Origin of the sequence: Sporosarcina sp. Marseille-Q4943 (genome assembly GCF_943736995.1) — a bacterium.
Lineage (GTDB): Bacteria > Bacillota > Bacilli > Bacillales_A > Planococcaceae > Sporosarcina.
This window is the reverse complement of the sequence record NZ_CALSFT010000002.1, coordinates 575720-600448: the sequence shown is the minus strand read 5'-3', so window position 1 is coordinate 600448 and position 24729 is coordinate 575720. Positions and strand designations below refer to the sequence as shown.

The following is a 24729-nucleotide window of genomic DNA, read 5'->3' as shown; positions in this document are numbered from 1 at the left end:
TGTTGCACAGGCACCACCTAAGAAGCATTTGTTTGAAAACTACTAATTTGTGCTATAGTCTAATAGACAATGACATGGTGGTGAGTAGACAGATGAAGAAGGTTGTATGGACAAGTATTTTATCTACATTGCTGGTGCTTTGCTTGGCAAGTCCGGCCGCACTGGCGAGTGAGAGTAACCGGTTCCTAGTGGAAGTGCTTAATGAAGAAAATGAATTGATTGTTGAAAGTGTACATAAAGATGAAATTGAAAACCTCTCTGATGCGAAGGTGTTACAGCCTGATTATATCCGCACGATAGCGCTGCAAGCAGGTACGTGGCAAGCGAAGTCGTGGGGGCCGGCTCACATTGGGGCTGACGAGTTAATTAAACGGACTCAGGATCTTGAAGGAATCTCCATTGTCGCTGTCATTGACACCGGAGTCGATTTGAACCATCCTTTCCTCCGTGATCGTTTAGTTGCGGGATATGATGTATTGGACAAGAATTCAGACCCGACGGACGAGCATTTCCACGGTACACATATGGCTGGAATCATTGCCGATACGACGCCGGAAAACGTGAAAATCATGCCGATTCGCGCGGTGGATAAAGAAGGGCGAGGCTACGACAATCATATTGCTGAGGGAATTCGATATGCAGTCGATCATGGCGCCGATGTCATCAACATGAGCTTCGTCGGCGAGGAGTATTCGACATACTTGGCTGAAGCGATTGGCTATGCGCTGGACCATGACGTCGTTGTCGTCGTTGCGTCAGGGAATGAAAGCATGGATACGACCAACCTCTATCCGGCGGGTGAACAGAAAGTGATCGTTGTAGGGGCAGCCGATCGGAACAACCGAATTGCAGACTTCAGCAATACTGGATCTTCCATCGACATCGCGGCACCCGGCGTCGACATCCTTTCGAGCGTCCCCGGAGGTTCTTTCAAGAGTTATAGCGGCACTTCAACCGCAACGCCTTTCGTAAGCGCAGTCGCCACCATGCTTAAGCTGGAAGACCCGTCAAGGACAGTTCAAGACGTTGAACGCTTGCTGAAGAAATACACCACAGATTATGGAACGGCGGGTTGGGATTCACAATTCGGCGAAGGGGTTATTAACTTTTCAACCTACAATGAAGAAGTAGTCCAAGAGAACCCGTCACCTCCACGGGAAGTTGCTTCAGATATCAAATCATTTCCACCACACGAAAACGTACCGGTGAATAAAAACTGGCAAATCACATTTGACCGAGCGTTGACAGAAGGGGATAAAGTCGAAATCCGCATCAACCGTTCAGGCAGGGATGTCCCCATTGTGACAGAAACGGTAGCAAATGAAATCATCGTCACTCCGATACGAAAATTTTTTCCTCATACGAATTATCAATTGCTAATATTCGTCGAGAATGGCGGACAGTATGACATGAAATTCCGAACGCAGAATTGACTGAATTGTTTCGGTGCCTGTGCAAGGTGCATTTATGACAATTCATATATTGGAATAAAAATACAATGGGAAGTTTATCAAACCTCGATTTGATAAGCTTCCCATTTTTCGTTTATGCAATTGTAGTTAATAAACTGAATAGTGTGCTGCACAGGCACCTATCTTTCACTTTTCACAAGCAATTCCATCTTTATCACGGTCCATCTTTGTATGTGCATTGTAAATTTCTGCTGAAACGAAAGGCTTGAACTTCGTATTGCCACCTACATTTTTAACTTTGGCATTTTTAGCGACGCCACCAGAATATGTTTTATTCAATTCTGTGCAGTTTTTGAACTTTGCTGGCGCTGCCTCAGCTGAGTGGATTGGCATGGCTATCATAAGAATCGCAATAACCATTGCGATCAATCCAGTAAAACTTCTCCTCATCTTTCATCACTCCGATATTCGGTTATTTGTAAATAATTGTAACACAACCTCACCATTACGCTATTGAAATTTTCAACTTATCAAATATATAAGTCCTTCATTCCCCTGTCCCTGTAAAAGTACTAACTTCAGCCCATTGCTTCCCTTCTCCAACATGATGGATAATAAGAAGATTACACAACAAGAGAGGTTTACAGATGAAAGGAAGTTCACACGCAGCTATCGGCGTCGCCGTCGGAGCATTTGCAGGGTATCAGGTGCAGCCCGATCTATATACAGTCGCAGTCGCCTCATTGGCAGGCGGCGTATCAGCGCTTGTCCCCGACTTGGATACGAACGGATTGGCGAGCAACCGGATCACTCTTTCCAAGCAGGTCACGCAATGGCTGATGCAGCTCGTCGGTGCGGGCATTTTAGTAGCAATCGTCTACCAATACTTCAACTCAGGCTTTAGCCCATCCATTTTACTTTACGCAGGAATCGGTTTGCTCCTGTTCATCGTATCGCGACTCATTACACAACGAAGAATGTTGACCCTCACCGGTGTCATGGTGATGTGGCTCGGAATTGTCATGCATCAATCGCTCGGTGTCCTGCTTATGGGAAGCTATATCGTCATCGCGTCGTTTCTGGCCCATCGCTCCTACACTCACTCCCTTCTTGGGCTCGCTTTTTATGCATTCATTTTGAATCAATTACAGCAGGAGTGGGCGCTTGACGGTCTACTAGCAGCGGGAATTGCAGGATACGGCAGCCATCTAATCGCCGACATGAAGCTCCTCCCCATGAACCGCAGAGGCGTAAAATGGTTCGCACCGTTTTGGAATAAAGAATGGTGAATTGTGTCGGTGCCTGTGCAAGACACATTTATGACAATTCAACAAAATGGATACAAATACGAAGAAAAGCCGATCAAATGACTAATTGATCGGCTTTTCGTTTCTAGATTAGACAATTGTAGTGAATAAACTGAATTGTCCGCTGCACAGGCACCCACAAGGCATGCTGCACAGGCACCCACACAAATCTAATTATTTCTCCACAGCCACCATCTCCCGTAACTTATACTTCAACAGCTTCCCTTGCAAGCTGCGCGGAAGTTCATCCATGAAGTCGACAGATCGAGGCTTTTTATAGTCGGCGAGCTTACCATCACAAAAGTCGATAATTTCTTTTGCGTCGGCTTCCTCCCCTTCACGGAGGACAACGATTGCTTTCACCGCTTCCCCCCATTTTTCATCTGGCACGCCAATCACAGCGACGTCCGCTATTTTCGGATGGCGATGGAGGACACCTTCAATTTCCGCGGGGTAAACGTTCAGCGCACCCGACAAAATCATATCCTGTTTACGATCGACGATGGAATAAAATCCGTCTTCATCCCGAACACCCATATCACCGAGGCCAAGCCATTCGCCATGGAACGCTTCAGCAGTCGCTTCCGGATTCTTATAATATTCATCGCAAAGGGTCAAGCCCTTCACAAAAAACTCTCCCGGTTGACCCGGCGGCACTTCATTCCCATCGGCATCGACAAGCTTCACTTCCATTCCAAGCATTGGCACACCGACGGAGCGATCTTTCTGATCCTGGTACTCCGGGAATAAATTCGTCGATCCGCCATGCTCCGTTGCACCGTAAAACTCATTCAACTCAGCTTCTTTAAAAAATGCCATCACTTTTTCCTTCGTGCTGGAATGTAAAGGCGCACCAACCGAGAACAACCCCTTCATCGAACTGACATCGTATTTATTTCGGACTTCCTCCGGCAAAGCAAAAATTGCATCGAACATTGGCGGAGCCATGAATGAAGTCGTCGTTTTCTCCCGATCAATTGCTTCCAATACTTCAACAGGGTGAAACTTCGGCAAAATATGCAGCGAATTGCCGACGAAGAGATTCGGCACGGAAGTCGACAGAGCCGCCGCACCATACAAAGGCCCGGAAACCAATCCTTTGCCGTTCCTTACAATCCCAAATTCAATGCTGAACAACAACGCGACGAGATACATGCTCCGATGCGACCTGACCGCTCCCTTCGGATGTCCCGTCGTCCCTCCCGTATACATAATGCAAACCGTATCGAGTTCCCTCAATTCATAATTAATAACCGGTTCCTTTTCGGAATGAAGAGCGATCCAGCTTTCAAATTCGAAAAGCGCCACCTCCCCAGAGCCCCCAACCGATACATAAAGCTGCACATCCTTCACTCGCTCTTTAATCGTCGAAATTTCTTTGTCGAAATCCACCCCATAAAATAACGCAACCGCCTCAGAGTTCTTCAACACATGCTCAATTTCCGGGCCAACGAAGCGAGAGTTGATCGGTACGAAAACCGCCCCGATCTTTGCGCAAGCGAACATGATTTCAAAGAGTTCATTGCAATTTAATAGCATGAACGCTACCTTATCGCCCTTTTCAATACCCGCCTCAAGCAGTGCATGTGCCAACCGATTAATGCGCTCGTTGAATTCACGATAACTAAACCTCTTGCCCATGTAAGAGAGCGCTTCCTTTTCCCCGTAACGAATAGCATTCAATTTAATCGGATCTGCGAACAACATATGCTGCACCCTTAATCCCCCATTTCCAAATAATGTACTATAATGACTACTTCGCTGAATATTACGGAAACCCTCTTTTAAATTACTCCGGTGCCTGTGCAAGACACATTTATGACAATTCAACAATATGCATACAAATACGAAGAAAAGCCGATCAAATGACTAATTGATCGGCTTTTCGTTTCTAGATTATACAATTGTAGTGAATAAACTGAATTGTTTACTGCACAAGCACCCTGCAAGCACGTTTTTCACTTCAAGCAGCATCTCTTATATTTCTTCCCGCTTCCACAAGGGCATGGGTCGTTGCGGCCTACTTTTTTCGCCGGCTCCGCAGGCAGAGGACGCAAATGAGGCTTCTCAAATCGAGAAAGCTCAATCGGCGTGTGACCGCGATTTTTCCAATATCGCGTTGTGTTCGCAATGTCTGTCACCCGTTGTGCATAACTGTAGATTTGTGCTTTTTCGTTCAAACCTAATCGGCTTGCGAACGGTTGGAAGATAGAGATGATACTAGCACCTGTAACGGACAGCTCTTCGACAAGCATTCGGATTTCTCTTTCGATTCTCTCCTCAGGAAACCCCTCTTTCATCATTAGCTGTTTCAGCTCTTCATGCTGGGGTGTTGGTTCAAAATAGGCTTCCACTGCATATCGAAGAAGCTCGTCCTTTTCTGGAACGTAATACGGCTTCCCTTGTCCTTCACTCAAAATTTTCAACTTGTCAATTTTATCCAATGACCCATGGTGAAAATTCTGACCTTCCACGTATACATGCCTCATCTTCAAAAGCTCGACAGTTTGCGAGTCAGATAACAACGTCTTCATCATTTCACTTGTAATCGGCGACTTATTTTGGTCATTATAAATTTCACAGACTTTTTCACAAGAAACGATCCCGTATAAGTTCGTACACGCAACCATATAGTCCACGACCAGCTCTTTGTACGGAATGTCAACCTGCTCGACTTGCTTTGGACCGCGATACTTGTCCGATATGACATGATAGTTTTTATGATTGATACGATCCCACTCGGTTTTCTGGTATCTCATATATTTCAACATGTCGTTTATGTCATCCATATCAAATGGCTTATAGCCCTGTGCCTCCGCCCACGAACGCATCGACGAATGATCAGGATGGGTAGGATCGTCGTAAACGGTCAAAAAATGAGCAAACCCCGTTGGCCCCCCTACATCTTCAGGCGGCGCTATACCCTCTCCCGCTAAAACTGTCGGGAAGCCGAAATAGTAATCTTCCACAATCTCCTCGAGGTCAACAATGATCCGCCAATCATCTCCCGAATCATAGCGATACAAGAACTGACCATTCGCCTCCAAATAGTCATCTATTTTCAGATGTGAAGGGCGTTTAAGCTCCAATCCATTAAACTCTTTCTTATACTCTTCATGAATCGAAGGATTATTTGTAATGAACAGCCCATCTACCTCTATATCGAAATAATGATAAGGCTCATCAATCCGCTTACTTTGAAAGTTCGTGACGTTTTGAATCATTTCATGCAATCGATTAAACGTTGCGTCCGCCGGCATAACAACCCTTCTCCATATCCGCGGTTCGATATCCTCAAATGTCAGTTTTACAATAAATGCTTTCATGGAAACACCTCAACTCTACACAATTCAATTTTACTGTTACTATCTATACTAATTCTCTTTCTCGAAGATATCCAGTAGTCTTATACGAACACCCAAAACGGTGCCTGTGCACGGTACAATTATGACAATTCACATTTATGGATTAAAATACGATTAGAAGCTAATGATATGTTGTTATCATCGGCTTCCTCTTTTCCCATATGCAATTGTAGTGAATAAACTGAATTGTCCCGGCGCCTGTGCAAGACACATTTATGACAATTCACTTCTCTGAATGAAAATACAAAAGGAAGTCAATGACATGTTGATATCATTGACTTCCCTCTTTCCCCTTATGCAATTGTAGTGCATAGTCTGAATTGTTTGCTGCACAGGCACCGTTTAAGAGAGCACCGTTTAAGAAGCGTTTATTTCCGCTCCCACTTTTTCCGCTTTCCTTCTCGATAAAACAAAAGTCGCGGCGAGGAGAAGTGCAATTGCTAGGATAAGCGTGTACGCGCTTCCCGTCAATCCTGCAACAACAAAGCCGATGAGAGCGACGGATGCGTTTAACGCAGCATATGGAAATTGCGTTTTGACATGATCGAGATGATCCGCCCCTGCCCCTGTCGATGAAAGAATCGTCGTATCCGAAATCGGTGAGCAATGGTCTCCAAAAATTCCTCCGGATAGAACCGCTCCGATGCATACGAGCATATGCGCATCCAGTGAAATCGCCATCGGAATTGCAATCGGAAGCATAATGGCGAACGTTCCCCACGATGTCCCGGAAGCGAGGGACATGACGGCACCAACGACAAATAATATCGCAGGGATAATGAAAGCCGGCACGTTCCCTTTCGTCACTTCTACGATGAATGCAGCCGTTCCCATCTCCCCAATCACCTTTCCAAGCGACCACGCAAGGACAAGCGTCACCGCCACGTACACCATCTTCTGCATACCGGCAGTATATATATCAAAAATCTCATTGAACTTCTTCACTTTATAAACAATCATCAGAATGACAATCGTAATGGCCGCAAACAGATAGGCCGTACTAAGCGCTACACGGAAATCCCCGCCTGGAACGGGCGTGACTGGAAAACCCTTTGAAACGAGCAGACCGAACAACGTAACGAATAAAACAAGGAGAGGAAGCCAAATGAGAATAGTACGGCTGCCCGTCGTATATTCCTTCATTTCCTCCGCCTTCCGCAGCGGCTTCGACTCAGGCCAATAAAGCTGGCCCGTTTGGCGTACACGGTTTTCAGCCTTCGCCATCGGTCCGAAATCGAGCTTTGTCAATGCAATCAAAGGCACGAGCAACACCGTCAGAATCGCGTAAAATTGGAATGGAATCACTTGGATGAGCGTACTGAATTCAGAGTCGGCAATTCCCACCTTATCGAACTCCGCACGAATCAACCCCATAATATACACGCCCCACCCGATGAACGGGACGAGAACGGCTACCGGTGAAGCAGTGGAGTCAATGATCCACGCGAGTTTCTCTCGGGAAATCTTCACTTTATCAAAAATCTTTTCAAAAACGGGACCGACAATAAGCGGCGTGCCAAGGTCAGAGAAGAAAATGACAATGCCCCCGAACCAAGCGGATATTTGCGCATTCGCCCGCGTTTTAATATATTTGACCGAAGCAGCTGCAAGCGCCGCTCCCCCTCCCGACTTTTCCATGAGCGCAACAAACCCGCCGATGAAAAATAAAAGGACAAGAACAGCCGCATTATACCCATCCGTCAACTGCGGAAACAAATAATCCCCAATCACACCTGTCGTCGCTGTCAGCGGATTGCCTCCGACAAGCATCAGAACACCAACGAAAACACCGGAAAATAGTGAAATAATAACATTCTTCGTAACGATCGCTAAAATAACCGCAATAAGCGGAGGAATTAATGATAACAAGCCCATATGTTCCATGGTGTTCATTCCTTTCAATATTTATTAATAGTATTGCATAATAATACACAATTAATTTTTATTATGCAATGAAAGATTTTGGAAACAAGAAAAACAAATTGTGTCGGTGCCTGTGTCGGTGCCTGTGCATGATGCAATTATGACAATTCATCTTTCTGGATGAAAATACAAAAGGAAGCCAATGACATGTTGCCATCATTGACTTCCTCTTTTCTTGTATACAATTGTAGTGAATAAACTGAATTGTATGCTGCACAGGCACCTGAAAAATCAAGTTAGTATAAAACCCGACAAAATGGTGCACCAAATGTCGGACGGATACATTCAACTACTGTTATTCTATTTGTGAAAGGAGGTCATGAGATGGATTCACTGAGGAGCATGAATGAGGCAATGAGGTATATCGAGGATAACCTAACGAACGAAATAGACTATAAAGCGGTGGCTAGAATCGCACATTGTTCCGAGTATCATTTTAAAAGGATGTTTTCATTTCTTGCAGGGATTACATTATCGGAATACATTCGCCGCAGACGACTTAGCCTGGCAGCATTTGAACTTACAAATAGTAATATAAAAATAATTGATATTGCAATGAAATATGGATACAACTCACCGGACTCTTTTACGAGAGCTTTTCAAAATGTACATGGTGTAACACCATCAGAGGCAAAAAACAATGGACAACAATTAAAAGCCTACCCACGAATGACCTTCCAATTATCGATTAGAGGAGGAAATGAAATGAATTACCGAATCGAACAAAAAGAAGCATTTACCATCGTCGGTATCATGAAAAGAGTTCAAATTATTTTCGAAGGAGAAAACCCCGAAATAGCAGAAATGTGGAAGTCCTTAACTCCAGAGAAAATAGAACAACTACAAAAACTTTCCAATGTTGAACCTCAAGGAATCATTCAAGCATCCACAAACTTTTCCGAAGAGCGCATGGAGGAGAAAGGGGAACTTGATCAGTATATCGGCGTGGCAACTACTCAAGAATGCCCTGAATACTTTTCAAAACTTGAAGTTCCTGCTTTAACATGGGCGGTATTCGAGTCAGCAGGACCTTTTCCGAGTGCGCTGCAGGAAACTTGGGGAAAGATTTATTCCGAATGGTTTCCATCTTCCAATTACCAAGGAACAGAAGGGCCCGAAATTTTGTCAATTAAAACCAAAGATTTAACCTCACCATCTGTAAAGAGCGAAATTTGGATACCAGTTATAAAAGAATAAAATTTGTTACTCACAGAGCTGTGTTACGCAGCTCTTTTTTTGGAATCATTTAATTGTGTCGGTGCCTGTGCATGGCACATTTATGACAATTCACGATTCTGGATGAAAATACAAAAGGAAGCCAATGATGTGTTGATTTCATCGACTTCCTCTTTTCTCACATACAATTATAGTGAATAAACTGAATTGCTTACTGCACAGGCACCGCTGCAAAACTTCCCTTACTCCCCAAACATCGCATCATAAACCCTACCTGTTTGAGGGTCAACCCCGTACCAGCCTATTGTGGCGAGACGTTCATATTGCGTGCCGGCGTCCATAATCTCATACACTAGTATGACATAGTGGCCCCTTTCATTGTCATGGTCATAAGCCACCTTTGTTACGTCATACTCCCCGATACGAAGATACTCCTTTACTGCAATTTCTGCTTGGTCCCTGGTTAAAGGGAGTGTCGGCAGGCTCGGATTAACGGGGCCCTTTGGGTAAAGGTAATCCGGTATATCGTAACCGATGTCAGCGGTGTCCGCGTATAACCCATAGTACATTTCACCTTCTCCAAAGCTTATAATATAAACTTTTGATCCGTTATATTCTACTTCCTTCACAATCTCGACACCTGGATTATACGTTTTCATGTGGGCAAGTACTTCATCTGCGGTGACGTTAATGTGTTCTTCAGTTGACGGAACCCATTTGAATTCGTCCATTTTCCAATAGCCATCTTCCTTCACGACTGTGTAATAAAGGGTAGCGCTGTAGGAAACAATACCATCGCCAAATTCAATACTGGATGCGATAAATCGATCAGCAGCTACTTCATGTAAAGTGAACCGGACATCTAGACTCGTGCTAGGAAAGACCTTCACATCATAGTCAAAATAAAATAGAGATGCATTCCCCTTCAAGTATCCATCAGTAAACTCAATAGATGCGTAATCTAAGAGTGATGGCCGAATCATCCCGAAATAGTCGTCAGCCTCCATATCTGAAGTCACCTCGAACTGCTCCCCATGCTTCCGAAATACTTCGGATATTGAATCAAGCAAATCTTCAACGACCTTCTGCGCCTCTTCGGTAGATAAAGGCTGATCCTTAACCGCATCCATTGTCATAACACTTGCTGTCTCATTTACCTCATCTTTGATTTCCACTTCTCCAAAGCCAGGCGCAATGGCAAACTTGACGACCGGATAGAGACCAAACCTACTTTCCAAATACAACCGAAGCAATGGCTCCTCAACGTTACCGCGTATGATTTGATGCAGACCGCTTTGGTGGACCCCTTCAACAGCATCCACAATATCCGATAGAATCAGGGTATCCCCTATATCTTGCAAAGCGTGGAAAAGGGCAGCCGCTTGTTCCTCATTCCCATCTGCGCTAATCAAATTCAGGAACAAGTCTTCATCGCCAGACTGTAGAGCTGCACGCAACAGCTCCATCGACCGCTCTGGCGAAGTGATGTTTTTTAATAAAAAATGGCAACCAATAAGCATCACTCCCAAAACGGCACATACGGAAATGAGAATAATAGGCAATCTGCTCCGTCTTTCAAGTTTTTCATCAACCTCTGCAGGACGTCTCCAACCGCAGTTTCGGCAAAACAGTTCGGCAAGCTCCATATCCGAATTACATGATGGGCAACACTCCTGGTTCATGTTAATTCCCCCTAGCATATCTATCCATTGGAGAACTCCCCATCATACAGCTGATCGCTTTTTGCCCCCAACAACTCCACCAACAAACAAGCACACAAACGCCAACACAAATGTAATAGCAGCCGTTCCGATAATCGGCGCGTGGACTTTAATAGAGAAGGGTTCGGCTACGGATATGGAAATTCCCATCCGCGTCGCGACTGTAAATAAAACAAGGAGAACAGTGTACGTAGCGGCAAATAACACAATCGATGTCAGTTGCTCCACCGGCGAATGAAAAACCTTGAATCCAACGAACCCCAAAAGGATGACCGGAATGAAGATGCTCAGTTTCATCCAAATTGGCAGACCGTCTTCACCCCGGAATAATAAGACCTTAATGAACTCAATTGCGTCCGGATTATCCGGGAACGCCTTCGCAATCCCATCTGTCGAACTGAATAGATATGCGTTGACGGAGAGCATCATATCGTCCATTTGAAACTTGAAATTCAGCGGCACCAAATGCACCAAAGTAATCAGCCAAAACGGACCAAGTGCGATGAACAGCGACTCGCCCGCCGCCTCAACGCCATTCAGTTGCAGATCCCCTGCTTTGTACGTTATCAGCGTCCAAAAAGAGAGAAGTGAACCTAGCCCTGCCATCGTGCCGATGACCAGTAGGGAATAAAACCCGTATTGATAAATTGGTTTCATCGTTTTCATTACCGTAAATGCCATTTTTCCGTGTTTCGCGAAAAATGCAGCGACGCTCACAATCACAAGTGCAAGGAGCAGCGCAGTGATGAATGAAGTGACAATAGAAAATTTCAATGATGCCTCACCAGCGACGAGTGCTGCCCATCCTTTTCCGCTGCCACTAATTTTCCAACCGGCAAACAACGTGGTGATTGCTACGAAAAAGGCATAGATGACGCTCATCCATATGGCTGACGGGAATATCGGCATAACAAATTTCCTTGCACGCTTCCCAAGCAAAACCCCGCCAAGTGCGAGAATTAAAGAAGGTATGAACAGCAAATAAGGAGCTAGGTTTTTCAAATCGGCCTTTATTCCAAAGTTCGTAAAGAATAAATCCAAATTCGCCTTCAATGCGATATCTGCATTATGGAGCAATGCGACAAATGTCGTGATACCGTAGACTTTCGGGCCTGAAACATTGACCTTGTCTTCGAGCAGACCTTGCGCCATCATGTTCATTCTCTGCAAGTCCTTGGCGGAATAGGAAATTCCCGTACTAGATTCAAGCGCGTCCAATACGACTTTTTCCGTAAACATTTGGACGACGAAAGCGGACAGCAGTGCCAATATAATCGTAAAAGCGGCCGGCACCAGAGCAGCTTTGATGAATGTCGGGGAAAGAAGGGAGTCCACTCTCAAAGCAGGTTGCTTCACTTTAGGCACAGAGGATTTGACAGAACTGACATCGACCTTTTGAGCGCTTTGTTCAAACACAATCAAATGGTGCCCGCATTGTTTGCAGTATGCATCCGCCGCATCGCTTTTCCCGCCACACTTTCCGCAATAGACCAAAGGGGACGCGAAAAACCCTTTTGGAATCGGAAGTAAGGCTGCGCCATCCGCCGCGCAATACAGGTCGAACTCGTTATTATTTGCTCCACAATCTTTACAGAACAATGCGCATGGCCTCCTTATTCCTTCACGGATATTCCGCAGCACGGGCAGAAAACAGCGGATTCCGTTATATTCGTCTCACAGTTCATGCAAGCCTTTTCAAGTGTTTCTTCACTCGTTTTCTGCTGGGCAACCGCTTCCCCGCAATGGCCGCAGAACTTGTCTGTCGGCTGGACAGGATTCTTGCAGCCGGAACAGCTGGCGGTGTCGCTTGCTTGCTGGGCTTTCAAAAGTTCCAATTGCTTTGCTTTTGAATAAATTTCTTTGTCCAGTCGCTCGATAAGTGCGGATAGTTTCAGGAGGTTCTCATCCTTTTCAAGGCCTTTTCGTATTTTCAAATGAATATCATTGCCAAGCTGAATGATCAGCTTTATACGTTCCTGGCGTATCTGCTCCATTTCCGTCTTCACTTGACTCGTTTCCTGGACGAGTTGCATCTTCTGCTTGCCCGTCTGGATAGTGTCCTGCAATTTATTTAACCCGCCACCGATTTTCGTTTGAATGGTCACACTCAATTCCCCCTCATGATTTATTCTTCTTTGTATCTTCAATATGAATTTTAAGTATGCGCAAACCGCTGCCAGAGCCGTTCTTCTCGAACTCATATCGTTTTTTGCGGTCATACTCCAGCGTCTCACGCTTATCTGTATAATAAAATTTCTCACGGACATGCAGATGGATGACGTCGCCGATAATTTCAGCATCCACTACTTCGTTGGATGAAAATACATAGAAACTATCCGGATCCATATCCGCTATGAACTTCTTCATTTCCTTATACACATTACTTCCGCCATTTAAATACGGCTCGACGTACGCAAAATTCCGGAAATTCAGTGCATCCTCATACGCGCTCCTAAATGCCTGGTATGTTTCCGCGGCTTCCTGAAGAAGTGCAAGGTCCGACTCGGCCTTTTCCCGTTCTTTTCTCGCAGTTTCTTCCCGTTCCAATCTTGCCGCTTCTTCCCGTTCCAACCTTGCAGCCTCTTCCCGCTCCTTCGCCTCCTGCTCCTCCTTCACGAGCAATGGAAAGGTGAATGAAATCGAATGACCCGGAATGCCAACCACCTTTTCCGACTCCTCGGTTCCGCCGCCATCCAAACTCCGGATTGCATGGAACGTTGCCCCTTCACCAAAAATCGGCGCTATTGATGGAAGCTCCGCAAGTGTTTTCTCCGTTGATTTGCCATTCACGAAGACGATGCTGTCCGAAGGCATTCCTTCCAACTGAACTGCATAGGCAGATCGGGACAATTTGATCTCTGCATTTGTATTAAAAGAAGATCGGTCCAAAAAAATGCTCTCCTCCGTGTCAACGTATGTATTGTTCCCTCTCAACGTCAATGTGTAGGAGTCCGGCAAAACATTAATGATCGTCAACGGCTTCCCCGTCAGCTCGAATTCACGATCCGCAATTACTAAAGTCGTATCCGTAAGATCAGTATCGATGAACAACGGATGGGGAATCGGTTCAATTAAAGCAGTCGGGTACACGTAAAAGCGCTTGCCATATTTCACCCGGAACAAGTCAACTCCGCTCTCATCCACCACAACTTCAGTCAAACGTGAATTCTTCACTCGGTCGACTGTATGTGTCAGCTCGTCAAACAACACTGAAAGGTTCTCTGTTTGCAAACTCTTTGCAAAACTGTCTTTCACGTAAATCAAATCGTCCCGCACAAAGAACTCCGCAAAAAGTGCCTCGCCATCTTCATCAATAATCGCATTATGGATGCGCTTCAGCTGCTTCGTACTATCGTTCAAATGAGAAAGAATAAAATGAGTTCCAACAGCAAGCAAACAAAATGCAACGACTACCGCCAGCAACATCTTCGTCTTCCGTTTCATCGGCTCACGCGGCGCCTTCGTCCTTTTGGGTACTTCTGATGTAGCCGGAACAGACGAAGCCGGGACAGCAGTTCCACAAGATGGACAAAAAGCCAGCCCTTCCCCAATCCCGCTGCCACACTCTTTACAGAACTTACCGACCACGACAATATCCCCCCTTCTTTAAAATGATGCTATCAACCTATGAACACCACCACACGTTTATGCTCAAAGCCCCCACACCTGGCGCCTTCTAAGGTGCCTGTGCATGGTGCATTTATGACAATTCATCATTCCGGATAAAAATACAAAAAGAAGCCAACGACATGTTACCATCATCGACTTCCTGTTTTCTTATATGCAATTGAAGTGAATAAACTGAATTGTGCCGGTGCCTGTGCACCACACATTTATGACAATTCACCCACCAGTATAAATACACACCAAAAAAGCCAGCCATTCCCCATATGACTGACTTTCCCTCTCCGCAATATACAATTGTAGTGAATAAACTGAATAGTGTCCTGCACAGGCACCCCAAAAAAGCGGGCACCCAAAAGACTCAAAAAACCATCTGCAACAAATAAATCACCAACGGTCCCAGCATGACGATGAACATTGCCGGGAAGATGAATAAAAGCATCGGAAATACCATTTTCACTGGGGCTTTCATTGCTTGCTCCCGCGCCATTTGTGTGCGTTGTTCGCGGATCCGTTGGGTCAATGAACGCAGTGCCTTTGCCATGCCGACGCCCAATATGTCCGCTTGAATCAAAGAAGTGATGACGCTTTGAAATTGATGGACCGGCACGCGGCTCCGCAAGTCAGCGAACGCTTCCCGTCTTGACTTCCCAAGTTCCATATCCCGCATCGTTTGTAAAAATTCATCAGACAACGGTCCCTTCATTTGCCGACAGATTTTCACGATTGACGCATCGAGCCCCATTCCCGCTTCGATCGACAAGTTGACCATGTCGAAGAAATCCGGCATCATCTTTTGAATCGCGAGCCGCCGCTTCTTGATCAACGTACTTATATAAAATGACATGCAATACATGTAGAGAATAGACATGAGAGTAGAAAAAATTAATAAGGAGATTACATTAATGAACTGCATAAACACAAGGATGTGGCAGAGGAAGACGGTCGCTCCGACGAGAAATTGAAGGAGCCGGAAATCGGTCGGCGTCAACCCCATCGGATAGCCCGCCTCGCGCAGCCGCTCCTCCAACGCCTTCTTTTTCGCAGGCTTCGTGCGATGATCGATCCACATCTTCAACCCGCGATTAGTGCTCTCTAAAATGCCCCAATTAAAAGCTTTTCTCCCATGATCTTTTTCAAGCCGATCAATCCCATCGTCCGAACCGAAATAGTCAACCAATCTACCATAGATGGCAATCTCCCGCCTGAACAGTTGACTGAGGGCCGCTCCAATGATCATTGTAATAAACAGTGCTCCGAACACGATGAACAATACGGAAGCCACTTGCTACACCTCGATATGGACAATTTTTTTAATAAACAACCAGCCGACAATGATGCTGAAAGCTCCATAAATGATCATCGCCCAACCGACCGGGTGGGAAAACAACGTCTGGAAATACTCGGGATTCACCAATCGGATATAGGCTGCGAGAGCAATCGGCAAAATCGTGATGATGACAGACGAATATCGCCCTTGTGCGGTCAACGTCCGGATTTCGCCTTTAATCCGAGCTCGGTCGAAGATGACGTTTTGCATCGTTTCCAATAAATACGCCATATTCCCACCCGTTTTCCGTTGGACAATCAACGTATTCAAGACAATCTCCAACTCTTTTTCCGGCAGCCTCTCCTGCAAATTGTGAAAGGCCTCTTCATACGATAACCCATAGTTAATTTCCTGGATCGCTTTCAGGAATTCCGGACCGAGCGGGTCATCAATCTCTTCCGCCACCATTTTGAGCGCCTGCATGAAGCTGAATCCAGCACGCATTGCATTCGCGATAATGCCGAGCGCCTCGCCTAGTTGGTTGGCCGCCAATTGGAGACGAATCCGTCTTCTTCTCTTAACGTAAGCAATCGGCAAATAAAATCCAATGACACTTATGATGGCAACAAAGAGAAAATGCATTTCATAAAAATTCCCCATCAACAGAATGAGAATGACAATGATCGCGCGGCCAATAAACAACTCCCCTAACGAGAGCTTCACCCCCGATTGGACGAGGAGATATTCATTCTTTGACAAGTTTAACGCGGCTTCAATCGCCTTCGCCAGCGACTTGATCAGGGAATTACGCTTCTCCTCTTCCCGCCTTTCACGTTTCTTCACGACTTCCCATTCAATATAATGTTTCAGCCTTTTCTCGTACTTCCCTTTTTCCACGACAAGAACAATGAAAAGCCAAAATAGCAAAGTTCCTAAGATAAATGAGAGAGAAGTGAGCAAAAGCATTTTCATTCCCACTCCCCCTTCCACAAGAACTGGTTGCCGGACATCAATAATCGTTCATAACAGTAAGGACGGATGCCGGTCGATGAAAACTTACCGGTAACTCTCCCCAACGTGTCTTTACTCGTTTGATAGACGAAGATATCCTGAAGTACAATATTGTCGCCTTCCATCCCGAGTACTTCTGTGATCTTCGTTATTTTCCGAGACCCATCCCTCATCCGATCCTGTTGCACAATCAAGTCCAATGCCCCTGCGATCTGTTCACGGATCGCACGCACCGGCAAGTCGAACCCGGCCATGAGCACCATCGTCTCAAGCCTTGCCACTAAATCTCTTGGCGAGTTGGCGTGCCCAGTCCCCAAACTTCCTTCATGCCCCGTATTCATCGCCTGAAGCATATCCAACGTCTCCGCGCCACGCACCTCACCGACAATGATGCGGTCCGGGCGCATCCGTAAGGAGTTTCGGACTAAATCGCGAATCGTGACCTCGCCTTGACCTTCAATGTTCCGCGGACGAGATTCAAGCGACACGACGTGCTCCTGGGAAAGCTGCAGCTCGGCCGCATCCTCGATCGTGACAATCCGTTCCTTTGTAGATATGAAGGAAGATAAGACATTTAATGTACTCGTCTTCCCCGTTCCCGTCCCGCCGCTAATGAATATATTAAGCTTCGATTCCACAGCCGCTTTCAAAAAGGCCGCCATATCTTCATTTAACGTATGCTTGCGCAATAAATCATGAATCGTAAACGGCACTTCGGAAAATTTCCTGATCGTAAGCGTCGGTCCTTTCAAGGCGAGAGGCGGAATGATCGCATTCACACGTGAGCCATCGGGCAACCTTGCATCGACCATCGGGACACTTTCATCGATTCGCCGTCCGAGCGGTGCAACGATCTTCTCGATGACACGCAATATGTGAAGGTCATCCCGAAATGAAATGTTCACCTTCTCGATAACGCCGCCGATTTCCACATAGACCAAATTCGGCCCATTCACCATCACCTCTGTGACGGAAGGGTCTGCAAGCAACGGTGTAATCGGGCCATACCCGGTCAGTTCATGCGTCACATCCTGCTTCAACTGCTTCTTTTCCTCAAACGATAGATGGTTCGCTTCACTCAAAAAGAACGCATCCGCTAGCTGTTGGATGAGCGGCTCCAGCTCCTTCTCTTGATGGGCAGGTTTTTTCAGCTCATCGACGAGATGGTTATGGAGCCGAACCCATAGCTCATTGGACGACTTGTTCAATTCGATCGGTTGCAGTCCCTTAGCCGAATGACGATTCGGTTCCTGCTGATTCCCACCGAGCCGCGAAAGCAATGACATTACGCATGCCCCCCTGCATGGCCGAGCACTTCCGCCGGTTTATTGTTGGACTGGATCGGACGGACAAACACGTCAGCCATCTTCGTTATATTCCGAGCAAATCCCGACCGCGGATGAGACACTTGTACCGGAATCCCTTCATTCGCAGCTGTCGTCATCATCTTCTCCTTTGCAGGCAAAGTTGCGAACAGCCTCTTGCCGACAACTTGTTCCACCATGCCCATCGAAATCCCTTTCACTTTGAAATGACGATTCAGCACAACATTCACACGGTCTTCGAGCCCCAATAAAGCCAACGTCTCGATCAGCAACTTGCTATTTTTCAATGTCGGCAAATCCATATACGTCATGACGAGAATTTCATCCGAACTTTCAAGCGCTACGATGGTATTTTCATTCATATGGCTCGACACATCGATCAGGACGACATCGAACCGCTGCTTCAATGAATGGATCGCTTTCCGTACATCATTTCCCGTAATGACTTCAGCGAATTCCGGACGTTGGGGTGCCGCCAAAATCGAGATTCCCTGTTTGGAAAGCGTCAAATAATCTTCGATCCGTTTCCCGTCCAAGTCCTCTTTCACCCAATCGTAAATCGTCCGCTTCGACCTGGCGTCCACATACATCGACACGTCCCCGAACTGCAAATCTAAATCAAGGATGGCGACCCGTTTCGACTGCTTTGAAAGCGCCACAGCCAAATTGACAGCGACCGTCGTTTTGCCGACCCCACCTTTCGTACTCGCAACCGTTATCACTTTCGCATTTTTTCGAAGCTCAGGCTGTTTGCGCTCTAACGACACTCGCTTCTCCATCGCATGGCGAAGAGCTTCTTGGATTTTCGCAAGCGGTTCATCGAGGAAAATGACATCGTCCCCACCAGCCCGCAACGCCCGCTTCATATCGAATTCATCTTCCGACTCGAACACGAACAAGATCGGCGTCGTCATGAAGGACTGGGAGATCTTCGAACAGAGACTATAAATATCGAAAAAATTGAGATTCGGCAACAGGACGACACAATACCCCGCCATAGCCTTCAATTGCTCGAACAGCATTGATTCATTTTCGGCCCAATACATCTCCATATCGCTGCTCGCTGCAATCTCTTCCATCCGGGACACCCATTCCCCGTTTCCAGTCAAGGTGATCAATTTACTCATATCGGCCTGAACACCCCTCTATGCAAGTCATCTTCATGGACATGCGTGCGCTCCGGCTCAATTTCGTGATCTCCCTCTTCCCTCAGCAGTAGATGAAGATCATACTTTGTCGCAAAGCTCAATGTCAGTCCTTCGACCGGCGTCACTTCGATCGTCACCATCTGATAACGCTTCATTGTTTCCTCGTCATCCGCTGCGTGGCCAATCGCCAATACCTTCACGTCTTGCAGCAAAAGCGTCGCCGCATCATGTTGCGTCTCCTTCTGCTCCTCCGGCACAACCAAAATCGCGACTATATCGACATGCGCCCCCGGCTCAATGAACCCAGCCACCCCTTGCACATCGGTCACCTCGATCGTCATCGCACGTTTGCCTTCCGGAATCGGCAGCATTTCATTCTTCTGCACTTCTGGTGGTTGCTGCTCGGTAGGTTCCTGCTTGGCAGGTTGTTCAGCTTCGGTCTTCTCGATAACGACCGGAGCTGCCGGTTTACTCGTTTCATAATTCTTAACGATGACATACAACATACCGGCAGCCAGGAATCCAAACACGATTGCCACTAACCAGATTTTCCTCGGATTCACCTTTTCACCTGCTTAATTGTTTTTTGTTATTTCACAAGTTTCACACCGTAAATATTGGAGTCGGTATCCCTTTCTTCAAACGTACCTCTTGTGACATAGTCGATGAAAACGCCTTTAACTGTATTTTTCCCTTCAAATCCTTTTATCCAGAAGACAGCAAAATCAAGGATTTCTACTTTTTCTGATCGACCATTGGGGAATTCAGTAACCAAAGGCACTATTATTACTCTTTTGCATGAATTATCTGCTGTTTGGAATTCTGAACAATGGGATTTTCCCGGGTCATTCTTGTCAAGATCAATTCTATATTGGAAAGCTTCGATTACGTTTTTCCCCAAGTTTCCCGGCTCCGGATAAATTAAATCACTTACACTAAATACTGATTTACTACCGTTTTTAACTGCATTTTCCCAACTAATTTCTCCCCTGCCATCTAATGATAGGAATCCATGGTTACCGTTTTTTTTATTTGCATTATCAAGGTTTAAGGAAAACTCTTTACCTTTGTCAAACTCATACTTATCTTTTTCTAATCCTACCGGCACAATCCCATCCCTGCTCACTAATGCCTGAACCAATTCAGCACGTGCAATTGCAGAGATATCTGCATCATTAATTCCAAGGATCCTTGCAAATGTCATTTCCTTCTTAACCGTTTTCTCAATTTCAATTGCTTCGGCATCTGTCTTTAACTCTCCATCAGTAATTGAAAATCCGTTTTTGGAAGCAATATCTTTCGCCGTTTCTCCTGCTTTTACTTGCGACACTACCAAGTGCTGTGCTCCACCAAGAACAGCCGCATCCAACGCTTTCTGCAGCTGGCTTTTTTCGAAGTACATCGCGCCAACGTCGACGACCAAGGCAGTAAAGCCAAGCAATACGACTATACTGAGAGCGACAATGATTTTCGTTACACCACGCTGGTTTTTCAGGGTAATCAATAAGGCCTGACAAATTCTCTTCATCATTCCACCCTCATCACTGTTTTGTATTCCAGCTCAACGGGTCCAGTCAGACGACTGATAAGTGGTGCTAACAAATCGAGTTGGAATAAGTTAACGTAATCTCAACGCCTATCCCACTTGCCCTTTTCTTTATGAGTTTTGACTCATTTTATTTCACAAGTTTCACGCCGTAAATATTCGTCTCTTCTCCAGGCTCGAATGTGCCGCTAGTGACATAGTCGTCAATGAAGCGGCCATGTATTGTCTGGCCTTTGATGGAATCTATCCAGAAAGCGGCAAAGCCGACAATTTTCACTGTACCCGACCCACCCTTCAAATCATCGAATGTATCGATTAAGGGAACAATAATGAAACGGCTGCATTCATTGTCAGCAGTTACATAAGATTGACAATGCGGTTTCTTTGCATCTCGCGCAATCCGTTCTTCGATTGCTTTCTTCACGTTTCCCCAACTTAAGCCTGTCTCGGTATCAACTTTCATATCGACTGCCACTTCATTCTTACTTCCGTGTAAAAGTCCGTATTCTAATGCTGACCCGCCGCCATCCAACCCAAGCCAACCAAAGTTCCCTTTTGCCGCACCCCCGGGATTGAAGTTCATGTCGTAATCCTGACCCTTTTTAAACTCTCCTGCCTCCAACCCAATCGGAACGACCCCATTCCGCTTCACTAACGCTTGCACTAATTCCGCGCGAGCGACCGCATGGATATCGGCGTCATTGAAACCCAATATTTTTGCAAAGGTCAATTCCTTGTTCACTGTTTTCTCGATTTCAATGAATTCTTCTCCGGTCGTCACTTCGTCTCCGCTTACAGTAAATCCATTTTTCAATCCTAGCGAAATTGCGGTTTCCTCCGCTTTCTCCTCAGTGATTTTCAAATGTTGCGCCCCTCCGAGCACAGCCGCGTCCAATGCTTTTTGAAGCCGGCTTTTTTCGAAATAGATTCCACCTGCATCGACGACCAAGGCGGTAAAACCGAGCAATGCAACGATGCTAAAGACTACAATTATCTTCGTTACCCCTCGCTCTTCCTTCACTGGAAACAACAACGACTGAATTATTTTTTTCATTTATTCCACCCTCATTACGGTTTTGTTTTCCAGCTTAATAGGTCCAATCAAATGACTAATTAGCGGCGTCAATAAATCAATGGAATAATTCAACGTTATCGTGACCTCTGTCCCGCTTGTTCGATTCGCTTTAGGTTTCGGATCAATGTCTTTTATCAATTTGTCCTGAATCAAGCTGCTCGTCGCCAGTTCAATCTTTTCATTGATTTTTCCATCCTCCGCCCCAACTGCCGCAACTCTGGCCGCTTCCCTGCCGGCATGGTCGAGTGTCAAATACGCATGGAACACACGACCCAAATCGGTAATGCCGAATAACAAGATCAGCAATATGGGGAGGACGAGTGCGGTTTCGACTAGCGCCTGCCCCCGTTGTGATTTCACATATACGCCTCCATTACGAACGCCAATATCGCACCGATTGCGAGCGGGACCGCGTAGGGAATCGATAGTGACTTGTGAGATAGGATTTTTTCATTGTTAAATACGAGAGAAGAAGAAAGCGTTTGTTGAAGTGTGGAGCGGAGTCTTCTATTTTTCAGTAAAATAAAGAGAGAGATGATACCTCCGATGGCTGCCCCGAAAAGGGTCGTGTATATTACGAAAACTGCCCCTTTCCATGCACCGACTGCTGCCAGCAATTTGACATCGCCTGCCCCGATCCCTCCCTTGATAAACGGGATGATCAACAGCCCAAGCCCGACCAAAAATCCAAGTCCACTCATGAGTAACCCGTCCAAACCAGACGTCACACCGTGAAATAGGAAACCTAATAAAATAGCAGGCAAAGTAACAACGTTCAATATCTTTCGTTGACGTACATCGGTGACGACTGAAATAAGAAGGACAATTGCAATCATTATATTGGCCAAACGGAATTCTCCTTTCATGTGGAAAATAGCCCAACTGCAGTCGGGCTATTTTCTAAACTATTTTTAATTCCTTTTAAGGTGTAGTAGGTGCAGCTGGTAAAGCATCTACAATTTGTTGGAAGAGTGCAGCCAATTGTGGACCAAGAACTACAAGGACCACCATTACTACTATCGCAATTAACCCTACCAATAACCCATACTCCGTCATCGCCTGCCCCGATTCCTCTTTCCAGAGCTTACGAAACCATTTTTTCATGACCTTCCTCCTTCAAAATTTTTCCGTTCGAAATATCATATTATGTAAGAACCGGCCCACAGCAGGCAAATGAACTAGTAATATTTTATTAGTCGACAAATTTTTTCAGCTCCCCAAGAATAAGCTAGTTAAAAAGGAGGCTTGATTGTTATTTCCAAAACTATTTTGCTGCCATTCCAAATCATACGTGCGGATACTGTTTGGAAGAGATCTATAGGACTTTTAAGTCACAAAGGGCCGCTCATCGATAAAGGTCTTCTCCTAACACCATGCAATTCCATCCATATGTTCTTTGTACGGCATCCAATCGACGTCGTCTTTCTCAACAAATCAAACCGCGTCATCAAAACAATATCCTACCTTAGACCATGGCGAGTCGTACCTCCTGTGAAAAACGCCCACTCCACACTCGAACTGCCCCTCGGCACAGTAAAAGCAGAAAAAATCCGCGTCGGCGACACCATTCAAATGAACTACCTAAACTAATTGTGTGAATTATACTAATTGTGTTGGTGCCTGTGCACCACACATTTATGACAATTCAACTAAAGGTATGAATATGCAAAGAAAAGTCAGCCATTTGCTTGAATGGCTGACTTTGCATTTCAACAATATACAATTGTAGTGAATAAACTGAATTGTGCGCTGCACAGGCACCTAAAATGAGTTTGTTGCACAGGCACCTCAATTTATACCTCGAACTTCTCATGCACTTTCTTGAAGGTCGCGATAAATTCACGTCTAAATTCCTCAACGTCAATGTCCAAGCATACATGCACATGTCCGTCTTCGTTATAATGCGTAATCGTACACCCCGATGCCTCGCCTTCCGTGACAACATTGACGGCTGCCCGTTTACCTGTAAATAGTTCCGGTCTCGTCAAATAAAAGATGGTGCACAGATCGTGAATTGCAATATAGTTCTCAGTCGATGAAGGGCTGTCGTAGTTACTTAGTAATTGACTGACCATCTCCCCCACTTTACCGTAGCCCTCTATTTCCTTTATATCGTCGGTTGAAATGCGTGTCTGCAGCGTCGCATCCAATCCACACATGACGATTTTAATTTGCTCATCAAAAACAATCTTTGCTGCATGTGGATCTACGAACATATTAAATTCAGCTACCGGTGTCATGTTGCCCCCTTTCGCTGCGCCACCCATGAGGACAATCTGTTTAATATTGTTTTTTACTTCAGGGTACATTTTCAATAACAATGCGATATTCGTAAGAGGTCCAATCGGCACAAGCGTGATCGGCTCATTTGAATTGAGAATGGCATCTCTTAATTCCTCAACTGCATGCTTACTTGAAAGCAGCGTACAATTCTCTATTGTTTCGAAATGGTAGCCGCCAACTCCACTTTCTCCATGAACTTTTGCAGCCGATACTAATTTATTCAGTAACGGTTGATCTGCACCTTTCGCAACCGGTATATCTTTCCCTAAGAAATTTACCAAGTTTACAGCGTTATTCGTCGTATTTTCAATTCCGACATTCCCACCGACCGTCGTGATTAATTTCACATCGATTTCTTCTGCAAACAACGCTGCAGTTATGGCAATGACGTCATCAATCCCCGGGTCAGTATCGATAATAATCGGTGTTTTCATAAGATCAATCCTCATTTCAGTAATTTGAACAAATGATAATATATAAATGAAAAGATTAATTCCACTCCAGTGTTCACTTGTACTTCTCCAATTATAAGAGAAGGTTGGG

The 24729-nt window shown here is 45.5% G+C and carries 23 protein-coding genes; 4 read left to right on the top strand and 19 right to left on the bottom strand.

Annotated features, from left to right (window positions below; translation table 11 throughout):
• The first annotated feature begins 92 nt into the window (after positions 1-92).
• Positions 93-1433, top strand: coding sequence for a S8 family serine peptidase (locus NIT04_RS02980; RefSeq protein WP_252502123.1), 1341 nt, complete (start codon positions 93-95; stop codon positions 1431-1433).
• Positions 1434-1598: 165 nt separating this feature from the next.
• On the opposite strand, the gene NIT04_RS02975 is transcribed toward NIT04_RS02980, so the two are convergent.
• A complete protein-coding gene (locus NIT04_RS02975; RefSeq protein ID WP_252503171.1) occupies positions 1599-1814 on the bottom strand; it encodes an excalibur calcium-binding domain-containing protein in 216 nt (71 codons plus the stop codon).
• A 245-nt stretch (positions 1815-2059) separates the two neighbouring features.
• Here NIT04_RS02975 and NIT04_RS02970 point away from each other — a divergent pair, with 245 nt between their 5' ends.
• Positions 2060-2701 carry a metal-dependent hydrolase gene (locus NIT04_RS02970; RefSeq protein ID WP_252502122.1) on the top strand — a complete coding sequence of 214 codons (642 nt, stop codon included), beginning with the start codon at positions 2060-2062 and terminating at the stop codon, positions 2699-2701.
• A gap of 192 nt (positions 2702-2893) precedes the next feature.
• On the opposite strand, the gene NIT04_RS02965 is transcribed toward NIT04_RS02970, so the two are convergent.
• The 3 genes from NIT04_RS02965 to NIT04_RS02950 all read right to left on the bottom strand — a co-directional run bounded on the left by NIT04_RS02965 (position 2894) and on the right by NIT04_RS02950 (position 7968).
• A complete protein-coding gene (locus NIT04_RS02965) occupies positions 2894-4426 on the bottom strand; it encodes a class I adenylate-forming enzyme family protein (protein WP_252503170.1) in 1533 nt (510 codons plus the stop codon).
• 251 nt (positions 4427-4677) lie between these two features.
• Positions 4678-6045, bottom strand: a complete 1368-nt coding sequence (locus NIT04_RS19105; RefSeq protein ID WP_305880084.1) for an SEC-C metal-binding domain-containing protein — start codon at positions 6043-6045, stop codon at positions 4678-4680.
• 396 nt (positions 6046-6441) lie between these two features.
• Complete coding sequence (locus NIT04_RS02950; protein ID WP_252502121.1) at positions 6442-7968, bottom strand: Na+/H+ antiporter NhaC family protein; 1527 nt, start codon at positions 7966-7968, stop codon at positions 6442-6444.
• A 363-nt stretch (positions 7969-8331) separates the two neighbouring features.
• Between NIT04_RS02950 and NIT04_RS02945 the strand changes: the two genes are divergently transcribed.
• A complete protein-coding gene (locus tag NIT04_RS02945) occupies positions 8332-9204 on the top strand; it encodes an AraC family transcriptional regulator (protein ID WP_252502120.1) in 873 nt (290 codons plus the stop codon).
• Positions 9205-9425: 221 nt separating this feature from the next.
• On the opposite strand, the gene NIT04_RS02940 is transcribed toward NIT04_RS02945, so the two are convergent.
• From NIT04_RS02940 to NIT04_RS02875, 14 genes are all read right to left on the bottom strand, one after another.
• Positions 9426-10865 carry a hypothetical protein gene (locus NIT04_RS02940; RefSeq protein ID WP_252502119.1) on the bottom strand — a complete coding sequence of 480 codons (1440 nt, stop codon included), beginning with the start codon at positions 10863-10865 and terminating at the stop codon, positions 9426-9428.
• Positions 10866-10907: 42 nt separating this feature from the next.
• Positions 10908-12503, bottom strand: a complete 1596-nt coding sequence (locus tag NIT04_RS02935) for a zinc ribbon domain-containing protein (RefSeq protein ID WP_252502118.1) — start codon at positions 12501-12503, stop codon at positions 10908-10910.
• Between the two features lie 14 nt (positions 12504-12517).
• The gene (locus NIT04_RS02930; protein WP_252502117.1) at positions 12518-13009 is read right to left on the bottom strand and encodes a zinc ribbon domain-containing protein; all 492 of its coding nucleotides are present in this window, start codon (positions 13007-13009) and stop codon (positions 12518-12520) included.
• Positions 13010-13022: 13 nt separating this feature from the next.
• Positions 13023-14492: a hypothetical protein gene (locus tag NIT04_RS02925; protein ID WP_252502116.1), complete on the bottom strand. Its 1470-nt coding sequence runs from the start codon at positions 14490-14492 to the stop codon at positions 13023-13025.
• Positions 14493-14889: 397 nt separating this feature from the next.
• Entirely contained in the window at positions 14890-15813 is a 924-nt protein-coding gene (locus tag NIT04_RS02920) for a type II secretion system F family protein (protein WP_252502115.1), read from the bottom strand.
• Between the two features lie 3 nt (positions 15814-15816).
• The gene (locus tag NIT04_RS02915; RefSeq protein WP_252502114.1) at positions 15817-16770 is read right to left on the bottom strand and encodes a type II secretion system F family protein; all 954 of its coding nucleotides are present in this window, start codon (positions 16768-16770) and stop codon (positions 15817-15819) included.
• On the bottom strand, positions 16767-18095 hold the full coding sequence (locus NIT04_RS02910) for a CpaF family protein (RefSeq protein WP_252502113.1): 1329 nt from the start codon (positions 18093-18095) through the stop codon (positions 16767-16769). The genes NIT04_RS02915 and NIT04_RS02910 overlap by 4 nt, the downstream gene beginning before the upstream one ends.
• Entirely contained in the window at positions 18095-19261 is a 1167-nt protein-coding gene (locus tag NIT04_RS02905; RefSeq protein ID WP_252502112.1) for an AAA family ATPase, read from the bottom strand. The genes NIT04_RS02910 and NIT04_RS02905 overlap by 1 nt, the downstream gene beginning before the upstream one ends.
• On the bottom strand, positions 19258-19845 hold the full coding sequence (cpaB, locus tag NIT04_RS02900; protein WP_252502111.1) for a Flp pilus assembly protein CpaB: 588 nt from the start codon (positions 19843-19845) through the stop codon (positions 19258-19260). Before cpaB ends, NIT04_RS02905 begins: the two co-directional genes overlap by 4 nt.
• 26 nt (positions 19846-19871) lie before the next feature.
• Positions 19872-20813 (bottom strand): pilus assembly protein TadG-related protein, encoded by a 942-nt coding sequence (locus tag NIT04_RS02895; RefSeq protein ID WP_252502110.1) that lies wholly within the window; start codon positions 20811-20813, stop codon positions 19872-19874.
• A gap of 145 nt (positions 20814-20958) precedes the next feature.
• Positions 20959-21882: a pilus assembly protein TadG-related protein gene (locus tag NIT04_RS02890; RefSeq protein ID WP_252502109.1), complete on the bottom strand. Its 924-nt coding sequence runs from the start codon at positions 21880-21882 to the stop codon at positions 20959-20961.
• A complete protein-coding gene (locus tag NIT04_RS02885; RefSeq protein WP_252502108.1) occupies positions 21883-22263 on the bottom strand; it encodes a TadE/TadG family type IV pilus assembly protein in 381 nt (126 codons plus the stop codon).
• Positions 22260-22751, bottom strand: a complete 492-nt coding sequence (locus NIT04_RS02880) for a prepilin peptidase (RefSeq protein ID WP_252502107.1) — start codon at positions 22749-22751, stop codon at positions 22260-22262. Before NIT04_RS02880 ends, NIT04_RS02885 begins: the two co-directional genes overlap by 4 nt.
• Positions 22752-22824: 73 nt before the next feature.
• The gene (locus tag NIT04_RS02875) at positions 22825-23007 is read right to left on the bottom strand and encodes a Flp family type IVb pilin (protein WP_252502106.1); all 183 of its coding nucleotides are present in this window, start codon (positions 23005-23007) and stop codon (positions 22825-22827) included.
• A 141-nt stretch (positions 23008-23148) separates the two neighbouring features.
• On the opposite strand from NIT04_RS02875, the gene NIT04_RS02870 reads away from it, so the two are divergent.
• Positions 23149-23493: a DUF192 domain-containing protein gene (locus NIT04_RS02870; protein WP_252502105.1), complete on the top strand. Its 345-nt coding sequence runs from the start codon at positions 23149-23151 to the stop codon at positions 23491-23493.
• 203 nt (positions 23494-23696) lie between these two features.
• Here NIT04_RS02870 and rihC read toward each other — a convergent pair whose 3' ends face one another.
• Positions 23697-24620, bottom strand: a complete 924-nt coding sequence (rihC, locus tag NIT04_RS02865) for a ribonucleoside hydrolase RihC (protein WP_252502104.1) — start codon at positions 24618-24620, stop codon at positions 23697-23699.
• Positions 24621-24729 lie beyond the last annotated feature (109 nt).

Excerpts from the sequence above, each read along its gene's own strand:
- NIT04_RS02980 (WP_252502123.1), top strand. The coding sequence starts at position 93 with ATGAAGAAGGTTGTATGGACAAGTATTTTATCTACATTGCTGGTGCTT.
- NIT04_RS02975 (WP_252503171.1), bottom strand. The coding sequence starts at position 1,814 with ATGATAGCCATGCCAATCCACTCAGCTGAGGCAGCGCCAGCAAAGTTC.
- NIT04_RS02970 (WP_252502122.1), top strand. The coding sequence starts at position 2,060 with ATGAAAGGAAGTTCACACGCAGCTATCGGCGTCGCCGTCGGAGCATTT.
- NIT04_RS02965 (WP_252503170.1), bottom strand. The coding sequence starts at position 4,426 with ATGTTGTTCGCAGATCCGATTAAATTGAATGCTATTCGTTACGGGGAA.
- NIT04_RS19105 (WP_305880084.1), bottom strand. The coding sequence starts at position 6,045 with ATGAAAGCATTTATTGTAAAACTGACATTTGAGGATATCGAACCGCGG.
- NIT04_RS02950 (WP_252502121.1), bottom strand. The coding sequence starts at position 7,968 with ATGGAACATATGGGCTTGTTATCATTAATTCCTCCGCTTATTGCGGTT.
- NIT04_RS02945 (WP_252502120.1), top strand. The coding sequence starts at position 8,332 with ATGGATTCACTGAGGAGCATGAATGAGGCAATGAGGTATATCGAGGAT.
- NIT04_RS02940 (WP_252502119.1), bottom strand. The coding sequence starts at position 10,865 with ATGAACCAGGAGTGTTGCCCATCATGTAATTCGGATATGGAGCTTGCC.
- NIT04_RS02915 (WP_252502114.1), bottom strand. The coding sequence starts at position 16,770 with ATGAAAATGCTTTTGCTCACTTCTCTCTCATTTATCTTAGGAACTTTG.
- NIT04_RS02910 (WP_252502113.1), bottom strand. The coding sequence starts at position 18,095 with ATGTCATTGCTTTCGCGGCTCGGTGGGAATCAGCAGGAACCGAATCGT.
- NIT04_RS02905 (WP_252502112.1), bottom strand. The coding sequence starts at position 19,261 with ATGAGTAAATTGATCACCTTGACTGGAAACGGGGAATGGGTGTCCCGG.
- NIT04_RS02895 (WP_252502110.1), bottom strand. The coding sequence starts at position 20,813 with ATGATGAAGAGAATTTGTCAGGCCTTATTGATTACCCTGAAAAACCAG.
- NIT04_RS02890 (WP_252502109.1), bottom strand. The coding sequence starts at position 21,882 with ATGAAAAAAATAATTCAGTCGTTGTTGTTTCCAGTGAAGGAAGAGCGA.
- NIT04_RS02875 (WP_252502106.1), bottom strand. The coding sequence starts at position 23,007 with ATGAAAAAATGGTTTCGTAAGCTCTGGAAAGAGGAATCGGGGCAGGCG.
- rihC (WP_252502104.1), bottom strand. The coding sequence starts at position 24,620 with ATGAAAACACCGATTATTATCGATACTGACCCGGGGATTGATGACGTC.